Below are 12,975 nucleotides of genomic sequence, written 5' to 3'. Positions count from 1 at the left end.
CGTATATCCGTAAGGAATAGCATGAAGATTGGAATCCTGAAGACTGATGCGGTACGCCCCGAGTGGGTGCCGGATTTCGGTGAGTACCCGGACATGTTTATTGCGTTGCTCGCCAGGGAAGATCCCGGCCTGGAATTCGCCGTCTACGATGTGGAGGAGGGCATTTACCCGCAGGATATAGACGAGGTAGATGCCTACCTGATCACCGGCAGTAAGTCCTCAGTGTATGAAGACAAGGCCTGGATAAAGCAGTTGATGGTCTTCGTACGTGAATTGCACGCGCGCAAGAAAAAGCTGGTCGGCATCTGCTTCGGCCACCAGATCGTGGCCCAGGCGCTAGGCGGCAAAACCGAAAAATCGACCAAGGGCTGGGGCCAGGGCCTGCATACGCATACTTTCGTGGAAACACCGCCCTGGCATGATGGCGGCTCGCCTGAACTGCAAATTCTTGTCAGCCACCAGGACCAGGTGGTGAAGAATGCCGACGGTGCACGTGTGCTTGCCGCGAGTGAGTTTTGCGAAAACGCCGTGGTGCAGATCGGGGAGCATATCCTTACCTTCCAGGGGCACCCGGAATTCGTACCCGGCTATTCCAGTGAAATAATGGATTACCGGCGCGAAATGATTGGTGATGAGGTATACGAGACGGGCATGGCATCATTGCAGGAAAGCCACGAAGGCGATCGCGTTGCGCGCTGGATATTGAATTTCCTGAAGCAGTAACAGGGCCCGTCAGACCCGTTAACGACGGCGTTGGCAGCTTACTCGTCCAGGGCCCGCCGCTGCATGCTGTCGAGGTAATCGTCCAGCTCCTGTTCGTTGGCGAATACCGCCATATCAGGCAGCGCCTTGAGGATCTCGAAGACCTTGTCGATGTGAGGTTTACGATTGGCCGCGGCGAGTTTATTGCCCTGGCTACGGGTTTGCTTGGCGGCCTTGAAAATCACTCGCAGGCCCGCCGAACTGATGTAATCCAGGTCCTTCATATCCAGCACGGTGAGTGCAAAGCGTTTGTCGACCACGTCCTGTAGCCGCTGTTCGAAAGCAGGCGCGGTGTCGGTGTTGAGGGCACCATCCAGCGCTACCCTGGCAACAGAATTTTCTTCGTCAATGGATACGGTAGTCGTCAGGTCCATGTTTGTGTCGGCCTCGTGTTAGGGCTGTTGCCCGGACTGATCCGGTAAATCCCGCTCCACCCGCAGGATATTGTATTCACCATCGCGGCGATAGCGCTGGCGGTCGGTGAGCTGAACGATCAAGTGTACACCAAGGCCCCCGATTTCAGCAGCGTCAATGTCGGCGCCGAGGGGTGCACGCTTGCCCTCGCTGAGCGGATTGAACGCGACGCCGCGGTCCCTGGCTTTGAGGACCAGGGCATTGTCCCGAAGTATCAGCATCAGCTCCAGGCGATCTTCTGCGCTGAGACCGGCGTACTTCTGTGTGTTGGAAGCGATCTCCTCTGCCACCAGGCAGAGTTCGGTTATCAATGTCGAGGGCAGGTCCCAGCCCCGCATTACATCCTGCAGCCACTGCTGTACTCGCGTGGTCAGCGCGCTGCCAAGGTGAAAGCTCTCGCTGCTCATGGGTTCGTCCCCGCCCGCATACTGCACCAGTAACAGGGTAATGTCGTCGGACTGGGCGCGGGTCCCGGCATGCTCGGCCACGGCGTCGAATACCGCAGCGCCCGCCTGCGCAACAGGCGACTGTGCCTGCGCCAGCAACTCCGCATTGAAGCGCGCCGTTCCGAACATCTCCTCCTCCGGGCTGAAGGCCTCGTCGATACCGTCGGTGTACACGGCCAGTCGATCACCCGGCAGCAACTGCAGGGTATTCCCGGGGTAGTCCTGGTCTGCGGCCAGACCCAGCGCCGGCCCGGTGTCCTGTGCCACCACCTGCACACTGCCATCGCGCAGCAGGCTGGGGGCCGTGTGACCCGCAGAGGCAAAACGCAGGGCGCCGTCACGCAGGTTCAGTACACCCAGGAACAGGGTGACGAACATGCAGTTCTGGTTGTTGCGTTCCAGCGCATTGTTCAGTTCCGCCATGGTGCGCTCAGGGGAGGACATGGTCAGCGACAATTGCTGGATAAGGCTGATCGCGCGCGCCATGAACAGGGCAGCGGGCACGCCCTTGTCCGAGACATCACCGACCGCGAAGTAAAACTGCTCCCCCTGCCTGAACAGGGTGTAAAGGTCACCGCCTACCGTTCTCGCCGGCGTCACACGGGCCCAGAGCTCGAAGCCTGGCTCGGTCAGCAGGATGTCGCCGTCCCCGGGCAGCATGGACATCTGGATCTCCCGCGCCGCTGCCAGCTCACCCTCGATTCTTGAGCGGCTCGCTGTCGCCGCCGCCAGGTCGTCGATATAACCCTTAAGTGAGCGGTTCATGGTGCTGAAGGACTCCACCAGCCTGGCGACTTCGTCCTCCCCCTGTGCTTTGGGCAGCGGTGTGTCCAGGTTGCCGCGCGCGATCTGCTCCGTTGCCCGGGTCAGTTCCTGCAGCGGCCGGGTCAGTCGCGAGGTCAGCAGGTAAACCACCAACGCCAGCAGCAGCAAGGTCACGGCACTGATGGCCAGGGTCTTCAGGGTATAGGTATGCAGGGGTGACAGCACCTCCTGCTGCCGAAAGCTTACCCCGATGGGCCAGCCGGTGGTCTGCAGTTGGCCGAGACGAATAGTGCAGCGGTCCTCCGACTCGGGGCAGGGGAAATCCATCGTGCTGGTCTGCCCTTGCAGCGCGCGCTGGAAAATACGCCGCCAGCTGTCCAGGTCCAGTCCCTTGTAGTGCAGGTCGGTATAGTGCTGCATGATGCTGCGCCCGCTGCCAGTGCTCATCACCATGCCCTCGCGGCTGAACAGCAGACCGTAGCTGCTGGCGCCCAGGTGCAACTGTTGCAGCACGGCGTGCAGGGCATCGAGGGTGACATCGGCGGTCACTACCCCGTAAATCTGGCGGCGGCCTTCGCTGTCCACTCGGTAGACCGGCACCGAAAACGTGGTCATGTTGACTTCGCCACCGCCGGTATCGAAGTAGGGCTCGCTCCACAGCGCTTCCCCGCGCTCCAGGGGCACGGTAAACCATGGCTGTTCGGTGTAGCGTGCCTGCCGGTTGGCGAGATCGGTGAAATGGACCTGGCCGTCGCGACTGTAGTAGTAGGGCGCAAACGGGCGACCCCCGCTGGCCAGGTCAGGGTTGAGCGCGATAGCGGCGCCGAAAATTTCATCGTTGTTGGCGACCACATCCCGCAGCATGTCCTTGAGCCCGTTGCGGCTGTACTCACGCTGTTCGAGAATGCGCGCCATGAGACGCGTTGTTGCCTCGATACCGTTGAGCCAGTTCTCCATGTCCCTGACTACTACCTCGGTCTCGACGACTGCCTGCTCACTCAGGCGCTGCAGGATTTCCTCGCGCGAAACACGGTAGTCCAGCAGCATGCCAGTGCCGATGATCAGCGCTGCAGACAGGGTCAGCAGGGCGATCAGCCGGGTGGCGATGCTCTTGCCCATGAGCGCGCTTACCAGCTGCCGGTATTCTCCATCGAGGCCCATGGCTCGCGGGCGGGTAGTGACTCGCCTGCCTGCAGCAGTTCGATGGAAATTCCGTCGGGAGAGCGCACAAAGGCCATATGGCCATCCCGCGGCGGCCGATTGATAGTGACACCGGCCTCCATCAGTCGCCGGCAAATGTCGTAGATGTTGTCTACCTCGTAGGCGAGGTGACCGAAATTGCGACCACCGGTGTACTCCTCGGGGTCCCAGTTCCAGGTGATTTCGATGCACGGGCTGAGGCGACCCAGGCCGCCCTCGCCGGTGACGCCATCACCGGGTGCCGCCAGGAAGACCAGGGTGAAGCGCCCGGCCTCACTGTCGTGGCGTTTCACCTCTACCAGGCCGAGCTTGTTGCAGTAAAAGTCCAGGGTTTCGTCAAGGTCGCGTGCGCGTACCATGGTGTGCAGGTATTTCATTGCCTCGCCTCAATAGGGAACAGGACCGGGGGCTGGCCCCGTGCCGGCTATGGTAGAAGCGTGGTGTCGGGCTTACAAGCCCGTGGCTCAATCGGGTTGGCGGGCTGCCGCCTGCCTGCCGGCCATGCGCCCCGAGAATGTGGCGTCGCCTACCGACATGCCGCTGGAGTAACCCTCCGCGCGCCGCACGATACCGCAGGCGGTGCGCCCGGCGGCAAACAGGCCGGGAATCACGTTTCTCTGCGGGTCCACGACTTCACCTGTAGTCAGGGTATCCAGGCCGCCCAGGGTGAAGTAGGGCACAAACACACCGCGTCCCGGCGTGATGTCGAGTGCTACCAGGGGTGGTTCCATTTTTTGCAGCCACTCAGGCGCCTTGTGGTACTGCGAATCCTCGCCCGCTTCGCAGTCCTCGTTATAGATGCGCAAGGTCCCCTCCAGCGTGCCCCTGCGCAAGCCCAGCTCCTGTTCCAGCTCGTCCACGGTTTCGCCGGTACCGGCAATGCCCGCGCCCATGAAATTGAATTTTTCGTAGTCACCATACTGTTCGACGGTGAGAATGAAGTAGAACCGGTCACCGGGCTGGTCCAGTACGGCCTGGCCGAGGCGGGCGTGGTAGACGTCCTCGTTGATGAAGCGCTGCCCCTTGTCATTGATTGCAATGCCGTAGGTGATGCTCGCAGGCGGGTAGTAAGGGATGCTGATGAAGCCCTCGTGCATGTTGATCGCCGCTCCGCCAACGGCCATGCCCATCATGATGCCGGTGCCCGTATCGCCCGGGTTGCCGATGGGTTCGTTGCCAGCCAGCAGCTTGGGCGCGTACTTCTGCACCATTTCCTCGTTCATGTTGAAGCCGCCAGCGCAGAGAATGACGCCCTTGCGTGCCCGCACATTCAGTTCCTGGTTGCCCTGGCGCACCACTATGCCGACTACCGTGTCTTCATCATCGACGATGAGGGTGAGTGCGCGTGTCTCGTAGTGCACGGTGATGGCATCGCGACTGGCCACGTTTTCGTTGATGATTTTCATGAACAATGGGCCACCGTTGTCGCCCTCGATGTAGAGGTTGTGGCCGCGGGGACAGGGCTTTGCCTGCTGTCGGAACGGGTAGGCCTTCTCACTGCCGGTATACAACAGGCCGTCATCAGTGAGGCACATGATGGCGCGCTCCTCGTGAAAGCTGTCCTTGAACGGCACGCCGAGATTGCAGAGCCAGTCGAAGTGTTCGACGCTGTTTTCACAGTAGTTCCGGATCTTGGCCTCATCTGCCTGCGGGCCCGCGGACATCATCATGTAGGTGACCATGTCCTCGGTGCTGTCCTCGAAGCCGCAGGCGCGCTGCACCCGGGTGCCGCCGCTGCCGCCCATGTAGATCTCCGCGCTGGACATGGCGGTGGAACCGCCGCTGGCGCTGGCCAGCTCAAACAGCAACACTTCCGCGCCGGCATCCGCTGCTTCGATGGCGGCACAGCCGCCGGCGCCGCCGAAACCGATAATGGCCACGTCGGTTTGCAAATCCCAGTTTGTGACGTCGCGGGCATGGCGCGGGTGCGATGGATTGGCTTTGCTTGTGCTCATAATGACTCTCTATAGCGGCGTTCGCCCGCCGGGGGCGGACGTGGCAGAAAATTAAAACGCGCCGACTGCCCGCTGACAACGGCGTTGCGGCGGGACGGGGCCAACATTTTGTACGTGTCCTGTGTTTTTCTTCCATGAGCTCTGCCGGGCTGGGTTACAATCTGCCGCTTTTGCCAGGGTCGGTGTTTGTTATGTGGTTCAAGAATATTCGCGCTTATAGGCTGAGCAGTCCTTTCGAGCTGAGTGCTGAACAGTTGGGGGAGCAGCTCGGCGCCCGGGCTTTCGAGCCCTGCGGCAAGAGCCAGGCGCTTGCCCTTGGCTGGGTGTCGCCGCTGGGGGATGAGTCGGGTGAGCTGGCTCATGCAGCCGCTGGCCGGCTGCTGCTGAAGCTGAAGCGTGAGGAAAAGCTGTTGCCGGCGACGGTCGTGCGCGAGCAGCTGGAGGAAAAAGTCGCGCTTATCGAGTCTGAGCAGGCGCGCAAGGTGTACCGCAAGGAGCGGCTGACGCTGAAGGACGAGATTGTCCAGGATTGCCTGCCCCGGGCCTTCACCCGCTCCAGCGCGGTTTATGCCTACATCGATACGCGCAATAACTGGATTTTCGTGGATGCGGCCAGCGCCGCGCGGGCAGAGGAACTGCTCAACCTGCTGCGTGAATGTATTGGCAGTTTCCCGGTGGTGCTGCCGCAGGTGAATAACGCGCCCTCGGCCACGATGACCGGCTGGCTGGCCCACCAGAGCCTGCCTGATGATTTTGCGCTGGGTGAGGAGTGTGAGCTGCGTGAACTCGGCGAGGAGGGTGGTGTGGTGCGCTGCCGCGGCGTTGATTTGTTGAGTGAAGAGGTGGAAACTCATCTCAATGCGGGCAAGCAGGTCGCCCGACTGGCTTTGTGCTGGGACGAGCGGGTAAAGCTGGTTCTGGCAGAGGATTTGTGCCTGCGCCGGTTGAAATTTAGCGAAGAGCTGATGAAAGAAAACGAGGATATCCCCGAGGCTGACAACGCCGCGCGCCTGGATGCGGACTTCGCGCTGATGTCCGACGCCGTGACGGCGCTGCAAGAGCGGGTTATTGCGATCTTCGGCGGCGAGGCGGAGTAGCGCGATTTTGCCGGTGCGCCACGACACCGACGATTACCGCACCTTGTTCCTCACGGGCGCGCCAATGATGGACATGCGCGCCCCGCTGGAGTTTGCCCGGGGCGCTTTCCCGAGTGCCACAAGCCTGCCGCTGATGAGTGATGAGGAGCGCGCGCAGGTCGGAACCTGCTACAAGCAGCGGGGGCAGCAGGCGGCCATCGACCTGGGCCACCGGCTGGTCAGTGGTGCGACCCGGGAACGGCGTCTCGCCGCGTGGCGCGAATTCGCCCGGCAACATCCCGATGGTTACCTCTACTGCTTTCGCGGCGGCCTGCGCTCGCAAACGGTGCAGCAGTGGCTGCGCGACGAGGGTTGCGACTACCCACTGGTGAGGGGCGGTTACAAGGCAATGCGCCGTTTCCTCATCGATGAACTGGCTAACAGCGTCGATGCAGCGCAATTCATACTGGTCAGTGGCAAGACCGGCACCGGAAAGACCCGGGTGATACAGGGTCTCGCCCGCTGTGTCGATCTGGAGGGCCTGGCCCGCCATCGCGGTTCCAGTTTTGGTCAGCTGCCCGACCCCCAGCCCAGCCAGATCGACTTTGAAAACAGCCTGAGCATAGCCCTGCTCAAGTTGCGCACCGAGGCGGCGGGGCCTGTCTTCCTCGAAGATGAGGGGCGCCTGATAGGCCGCCTCTCACTGCCCGACGTGTTGCGGGCAAAGATGGCTGTTGCCCCCATGGTCGTGGTTGAGCAGAGCCTGGAGGAGCGAGTGGATGTGGTGATCGAGGACTACATCATCGATCTCGGCCGGCGTTACCAGGCGCTGCACGGGGATGCAGGGCACAAGCAGCACGCCCAGAAGATGCAGGCTGACCTCGGGCGCATACGTAAACGCCTTGGCGGGGACCGGTATCAGCAGGTCAGCCGCCTGATGGCAGAAGCGTTCGCGCTGCAACAGCGATCCGGCGATGTCGGCGGGCACCGGGCCTGGATCGCCTTCCTGCTGGGCGAGTATTACGATCCCATGTACGAATACCAGCTCGAGCAGCGCAAAGGCACCGTGTTGTTCAGCGGTGACCGCTCCTCGGTGCTGGCCTGGGCGACAGCGGGCTGATGCGGGACCAGCCGAGCTTACAACGGGACCTGGTATTTGTCGGCGGTGGGCATGCCCATGCACTGGTCCTGCGCATGCTGGCAATGAAGCCGATCGCCGGGTTGCGCACCACCCTCATCTCCCCCGCCAGTCACACCCCTTATTCCGGTATGTTGCCCGGCCTGGTGGCCGGTCACTACAGTTTCGAAGAGACCCATATAGACCTGGCGCGCTTGTGTCAGTGGGCCGGGGTGCGATTTATTGAGGCGGAAGTGGTGGCCATAGAGCCCCAGCACAGGCGTCTTGCCCTGGCCGATCGGCCCGCTGTTGAGTACGACGTGGTCAGCATTGATATCGGCTCGCAACCGGAGCTGGATTCCGTGCCCGGCGCCCGCGAACACGCCGTACCGGTCAAGCCTGTTGCCGGCTTGTGGCAGCGGTGGAATGCGCTGGCGCGGCGCCTCGACCGGGGCGAAAGCGGTCATCGCGTGGCGGTGGTAGGCGGCGGCGCGGGCAGCGTGGAGCTGGCCCTGGCCATGGCACATGCGCGCGGCAACGCGGCCGTCGAGATCGCACTGTACTGCGGTGGGGAAGAAATACTGCAGCAATACAACACCGGCGCGCGCAGGGCAGGCATGGCGGCGTTGCAGCGCTACGGGATCGGTGTCCATGTGGACAGTCGCGTGGTCGAGGTGAACCGGGACACACTGCTACTGGAGAATGGCACGCAGGCCACTTTTGATGAGCTGTTCTGGTGTACAGGTGCTGCCGCCGCGCCCTGGTTGGCGTCCAGCGGCCTTGCGTGTGACGCGCGCGGCTTCCTGCAGGTCGATGACGGACTGCAGGTACTGCACCAGGACAAAGTGTTTGCCGCCGGTGATATCGCCACGCAGGTCAATCATCCACGGCCCAAGGCCGGCGTTTACGCTGTGCGCCAGGCCCCGGTGCTGGCACATAACCTGCGCGCGGCATTATTGAACACGGCGCCCCGGCAGCATCGCCCGCAGCGCCGTTTCCTGTCCCTGGTCTCGCTTGGCGACCAATACGCGGTCGCCGACAAAGGGCCCCTGCATGCCACCGGCAGGTGGGTCTGGCACTGGAAGGACCGGATTGACCGGAAATTCATGCGGCAATTTGAAGTGCTGCCCGCGCGCGGCGATATGCAAGGGCAGGATCGCATCAGCGACCATAGCGGCGCGGCCGATGCACAAGACGAAATGATCTGCGGTGGTTGTGGGGCCAAGGTCGGGGCCCGGGGCCTCGCGGCGGTGCTGGCTGACCTGCACGGTGCGTTCCCGGACAGTTGCCAGCCCCCCGGGCAGGGCGACGATGCCGCAAGCATTCCCGGTTCGGGTAGCGCTGAGCTGGTACAGAGCCTGGATGTTCTGCGGGAACTGGTGGGTGATCCCTGGTTGATGGGGCGAATAGCCGCCAACCATGCCCTCAGCGACCTGTATGCCTGCGGTGCGCAGCCTGTTTCCGCGTTGGCTGCGGTTACCCTGCCTTTTGCCGGTGAAAGTTTGTTGCAGCGTGAATTGATGCAACTGCTGTCCGGTGCGCTGCATGAATTTTCTGCCGTGAATTGCTGCCTGCGCGGCGGGCACAGCCTGCAGGGTCCGGAACTGCAGGTCGGGTTCGCAGTAAATGGCGTGCCGATGGATGCCCGGCGCGGGTTGCTGGCCAAGCGGGGTGCGGGTGCCGGTGATGTCCTGGTGCTGACCAAGCCTCTTGGCACCGGCGTGTTGTTCGCCGCGCACAGGCGCCAGCTGGCCGATGGCCGGGACATCGCCGCAGCGATTGCCGCGATGCTGCAAAGCAACCGGCACGCGGCGCACCTGGCGCTGGCGCATGGCGCATCGGCCTGCACTGACATCACCGGTTTCGGCCTGCTGGGCCACCTGCTGGAGATGCTGGGCACAGGCCAGCGTGCGCGGCTGGACGTGGCTGCTGTTCCTGCTCTTGCTGGCGCCATGTCGCTGCTGCGTGGCGGCCAGCGCAGCAGCATGCACGAAAGCAACGATGCGCTGCTGGACAGGCTGGAGGCGAAGAGCCCCGCTGCTACAGAATTACTGGCCCTGCTGTGTGATCCACAGACCAGCGGCGGCCTGTTGATCGCCATTCCCGCCGAGCGGGCCACGGACTTGCGCACGGAGCTGCAACAGGCGGGTTACACGCAGGCCACAGCCGTGGGGGAGGTGGTGGCGGCATCGAGTGTAACGCATACCCCTTCGGTCGAGTTGGTGTCGCTGCTGTAGGTTTGCAGCCGGGCAGGGTTTGTCAGGGAGGGCCTGGCTCGGTGGCAAAGCGCTGCAGGGCGTCGCCCTCCAGTCGGTAGCCTTCCCACTCGCTCATCGCCACCGCGCCGCAGGCTTCGTAGAATCGGATCGCCGGTTCATTCCAGTCCAGCACATTCCACTCGAAGCGTCCACATCCCTCGGCGACTGCCTGTTGCGCCAGGTAGCGCAGCAGCGCCTTGCCGGCGCCCTGGCCGCGATGGTCAGGAGACACGTAAAGGTCCTCCAGGAACAGACCGTATTTGCCCAGCCAGGTAGAGAAACTGTAAAAGTAGATGGCAAAGCCCGCGGGTTCGTTGTCGATGTCACAGATCAGCGAAAAGGCGCGCGGTTGCTCGCCGAACAACGCCTCGCGCAGCATGGCCGGCGTGGCGGTCACCTCGTTGCGAGCCCGTTCGTATACAGCCAGTTCGCAGATGTAGTGGAAGATCAGGTCGCTGTCTTCGGGGGCGCCTGCCCGTATGCGGATGACGCCCATGTCAGCGCTCCTGTAGTTGTTTGTCGTGGTAGTGTCCCAGCGTGACCAGGGCCACGGCCGCGCCCAGCAGGGCGAAGGCCATATCGGACTGCGTGTCCCAGTCATAGCCCTGGGTGCCCAGGAAGGCCTCCGCAGATCCCCCCATCAACAGCGCCGCCCACCACTCGATGAGTTCGTAAAACGCCGAGAAGGCCAGGCAGAAACACAATATGAAGAAATTGCGCCAGGAAGCGGAGGACACAATCTGTTTGCGGATCAGCAGCTCCCTGGCGATCATCGCCGGAACAAAGCCCTGGGTAAAGTGGCCCAGCTTGTCGTAATTGTTCCGCTCGGCTCCAAGCAGGCCCTCGAAAAATGGCACCTCTGCGTAGGTATAGTGCCCGCCGATCATCAGCACAACGCAATGGAAAAGGATCAGCGTATACAGCAGGGGGGTGAGCGGAAAACGCCTGCGCGTCACGGCCAGGACAATGAGCCCTGCGACAGCGGGCGCAACTTCCAGTACCCAGGTAGCGTAATCCCGGGGATTGATCGCGGACCAGGTAAGCGTAAGCAGGAAAATCGCCAGCCACAGGTAAACCATGGTTTCAGTCCCGGCCCCAGTAGCGTGTCATTTCCAGATACAGGAAGGACGCGCTCCAGGTGATCAGGACCAGCCCGGTCAGCGCCTCCAGCCCGGTGAGGTAACGCAGGTTGCCAATGGGTTCGATATCCCCGAAGCCCAGCGTGGTGAAGGTCGTGAAAGAGAAGTAGATACAATCCCAGACGCTGCCACTGAAGTTGCCCTCGAAATAGCCCCAGCCTGGTTGATGGTGCATCCAGTAATACAGGAAGCCAAAGATCCACACCTCCACCGCATGCGCGGTGAGTGCCGCGAAGATGCCAAGTACGATACGAAAGCGGTTGCGTACCTTGAGCCGTGGCATGAACAGGGTAAAACGGTATAGAAACTCGTAGTGAATCATCACCACCGCGCCGATGACGACGATGTTGACGAGAAATACGGTCAGCAATGTCCGGCTCCGTTTTGCTTCCGGTAGGTGCAACTGTACATTTATTTACTACATGAAAGTAGCGCCCGGGGTACACCATTCACCGGGGAGCGACCGGGTGACGCGCTTTACTTCGCCATGGGCCGTGTATACTCTGTAGTCAGCCGTCCCATTGGGTAGGCGGGTAGTAACAACTAACATAGACGGATTTGCGTAGGGGGTTGTATGAATATCCAGAAACTGTTTGCCGCGGCGTTCGCGGCGGTACTGGCGCTGTCACTGGCAGCGTGTAGCAAGGAAGATGTAGAAGCAGCGAAGACTTCGGTACAGGAAACCGCTGAAAGTGTTGCTGACAAGACCGGCGAAGCAATGGACAAGGCTGGCGAGATGGCAAGTGATGCTGCAGAAGCCACCAAGGAAACCATGGCAGATGCCGGAGAGGCCATTGGTGACGCGGCAGATGCTACTGGCGACGCGATTTCGGATGCTGCAGACGCGACTGGTGACGCAGTGGACGACGCAGTAGATGCGGCGAGCGATATGGCAGATGACGCCATGGACTCCGCGAAAGACATGGCAGACGAAGCAGGCGACATGGCCGATGATGCTGGCGACGCAGTGCAGGATGCAGCCGACGATGCAGCTGATGCCGCTTCCGATGCAGCTGACGAAGCCAAGGACGCCATGGGCCAGGGCTGACACCCGGTTCCAGACCCATGCAAGGGCCCTCTGTTGAGGGCCTTTTTTTTGTCTCTCATTTGCTCAAGACACAGAACAATCTGTCCCCGATTTTTCGAGGGGCGGACACCCGCCGGGGCGATGCCAGTGAGCAGGCTGATTGTCGGCGGGCATCGCTATCACGTGAAATACGCTTAGGACACAAGCAAAAAAGCCCCGCCGTTACTGGCGAGGCTTTCTGGGTTTTATGGTGCCCGGAGACAGAATAGATCCGGCGGGCGTTCCGGCGGCCGGCGCCCCGGTGCCGACACACGGTGGCGGCATTTACAAAAAAGCCCCGTCATTGCTGACGAGGCTTTTCATATTTTGGTGCCCGGAGACAGAATCGAACTGCCGACACGGGGATTTTCAATCCCCTGCTCTACCAACTGAGCTATCCGGGCGGATTTTCGGGTCGCTGTTGCAGGCCGCGAAAGGCGCGTATTAAACCCGTATGCCACTCGCTAGTCAAGGGTGTGGCCATGCTGGATTGCGGCCAGTCAACTGCTCGGTGGGACGTAGCCCTCGGCTTTGTCGTACTCCTCGCCGGCAAGGAATTTGTCCATTTCCTGCTGCAGGTATTTCCGGGACTCGGGATCCGCGAGGGAGAGGTGCTTTTCATTGATCAGCATGGTCTGGTGTGCCTGCCATTCTTCCCAGGCCTGCTTCGACACGTTGTCGAATATCTCCTGTCCCTTGGGCCCCGGGTAGGGTGGTGCGTCGAGCCCTTCCAGTTCTTGTTCGTACTTCTTGCAGAAAACAGTTCGTGGCATGGTG

Annotated in this window: 13 protein-coding genes and 1 tRNA gene; 5 read left to right on the top strand and 9 right to left on the bottom strand. The window is 61.7% G+C overall.

The window, feature by feature from the left end; genetic code table 11:
* Window positions 1–21 precede the first annotated feature (21 nt).
* On the top strand, window positions 22–723 hold the full coding sequence (locus F0M18_RS11360; protein WP_149611564.1) for a glutamine amidotransferase-related protein: 702 nt from the start codon (window positions 22–24) through the stop codon (window positions 721–723).
* Between the two features lie 38 nt (window positions 724–761).
* Here the strand turns inward: F0M18_RS11360 and F0M18_RS11355 are convergent, their stop codons facing one another.
* The 4 genes from F0M18_RS11355 to F0M18_RS11340 all read right to left on the bottom strand — a co-directional run bounded on the left by F0M18_RS11355 (window position 762) and on the right by F0M18_RS11340 (window position 5,542).
* Window positions 762–1,136, bottom strand: a complete 375-nt coding sequence (locus tag F0M18_RS11355; protein WP_149611563.1) for an STAS domain-containing protein — start codon at window positions 1,134–1,136, stop codon at window positions 762–764.
* Window positions 1,137–1,154: 18 nt separating this feature from the next.
* Window positions 1,155–3,506: a SpoIIE family protein phosphatase gene (locus F0M18_RS11350; protein WP_188109694.1), complete on the bottom strand. Its 2,352-nt coding sequence runs from the start codon at window positions 3,504–3,506 to the stop codon at window positions 1,155–1,157.
* A gap of 8 nt (window positions 3,507–3,514) precedes the next feature.
* Entirely contained in the window at window positions 3,515–3,964 is a 450-nt protein-coding gene (locus tag F0M18_RS11345) for a VOC family protein (RefSeq protein WP_149611561.1), read from the bottom strand.
* A gap of 87 nt (window positions 3,965–4,051) precedes the next feature.
* Window positions 4,052–5,542 (bottom strand): FAD-dependent oxidoreductase, encoded by a 1,491-nt coding sequence (locus tag F0M18_RS11340; RefSeq protein ID WP_188109693.1) that lies wholly within the window; start codon window positions 5,540–5,542, stop codon window positions 4,052–4,054.
* A gap of 191 nt (window positions 5,543–5,733) precedes the next feature.
* Between F0M18_RS11340 and rdgC the strand changes: the two genes are divergently transcribed.
* From rdgC to selD, 3 genes are read left to right on the top strand one after another with little or no spacing between them, the layout of a single operon-like run.
* Complete coding sequence (gene rdgC, locus F0M18_RS11335) at window positions 5,734–6,639, top strand: recombination-associated protein RdgC (RefSeq protein ID WP_149611559.1); 906 nt, start codon at window positions 5,734–5,736, stop codon at window positions 6,637–6,639.
* Window positions 6,640–6,652: 13 nt separating this feature from the next.
* A complete protein-coding gene (gene mnmH / locus F0M18_RS11330; RefSeq protein WP_262500935.1) occupies window positions 6,653–7,738 on the top strand; it encodes a tRNA 2-selenouridine(34) synthase MnmH in 1,086 nt (361 codons plus the stop codon).
* Complete coding sequence (selD, locus tag F0M18_RS11325) at window positions 7,738–9,972, top strand: selenide, water dikinase SelD (protein ID WP_149611557.1); 2,235 nt, start codon at window positions 7,738–7,740, stop codon at window positions 9,970–9,972. Before mnmH ends, selD begins: the two co-directional genes overlap by 1 nt.
* A gap of 22 nt (window positions 9,973–9,994) precedes the next feature.
* Here the strand turns inward: selD and F0M18_RS11320 are convergent, their stop codons facing one another.
* From F0M18_RS11320 to F0M18_RS11310, 3 genes are read right to left on the bottom strand one after another with little or no spacing between them, the layout of a single operon-like run.
* Complete coding sequence (locus F0M18_RS11320; RefSeq protein WP_149611556.1) at window positions 9,995–10,489, bottom strand: GNAT family N-acetyltransferase; 495 nt, start codon at window positions 10,487–10,489, stop codon at window positions 9,995–9,997.
* Between the two features lies 1 nt (window position 10,490).
* The gene (locus F0M18_RS11315) at window positions 10,491–11,072 is read right to left on the bottom strand and encodes a DUF2238 domain-containing protein (protein ID WP_149611555.1); all 582 of its coding nucleotides are present in this window, start codon (window positions 11,070–11,072) and stop codon (window positions 10,491–10,493) included.
* Window positions 11,073–11,076: 4 nt separating this feature from the next.
* Window positions 11,077–11,502 carry a potassium channel family protein gene (locus tag F0M18_RS11310; protein WP_149611554.1) on the bottom strand — a complete coding sequence of 142 codons (426 nt, stop codon included), beginning with the start codon at window positions 11,500–11,502 and terminating at the stop codon, window positions 11,077–11,079.
* A gap of 204 nt (window positions 11,503–11,706) precedes the next feature.
* Here F0M18_RS11310 and F0M18_RS11305 point away from each other — a divergent pair, with 204 nt between their 5' ends.
* Window positions 11,707–12,180: a hypothetical protein gene (locus tag F0M18_RS11305; protein ID WP_149611553.1), complete on the top strand. Its 474-nt coding sequence runs from the start codon at window positions 11,707–11,709 to the stop codon at window positions 12,178–12,180.
* 346 nt (window positions 12,181–12,526) lie between these two features.
* On the opposite strand, the gene F0M18_RS11300 is transcribed toward F0M18_RS11305, so the two are convergent.
* Both F0M18_RS11300 and F0M18_RS11295 read right to left on the bottom strand, forming a co-directional pair.
* Window positions 12,527–12,602, bottom strand: a tRNA-Phe gene (locus F0M18_RS11300).
* A gap of 96 nt (window positions 12,603–12,698) precedes the next feature.
* Window positions 12,699–12,971 carry an oxidative damage protection protein gene (locus tag F0M18_RS11295; protein ID WP_149611552.1) on the bottom strand — a complete coding sequence of 91 codons (273 nt, stop codon included), beginning with the start codon at window positions 12,969–12,971 and terminating at the stop codon, window positions 12,699–12,701.
* Window positions 12,972–12,975 lie beyond the last annotated feature (4 nt).

The organism is Pseudohalioglobus sediminis (genome assembly GCF_008370495.1).
Taxonomy (GTDB): domain Bacteria; phylum Pseudomonadota; class Gammaproteobacteria; order Pseudomonadales; family Halieaceae; genus Halioglobus.
The sequence above is the reverse complement of the archived record's forward strand: the minus strand, read 5'-3'. Positions and strand labels throughout refer to the sequence as shown.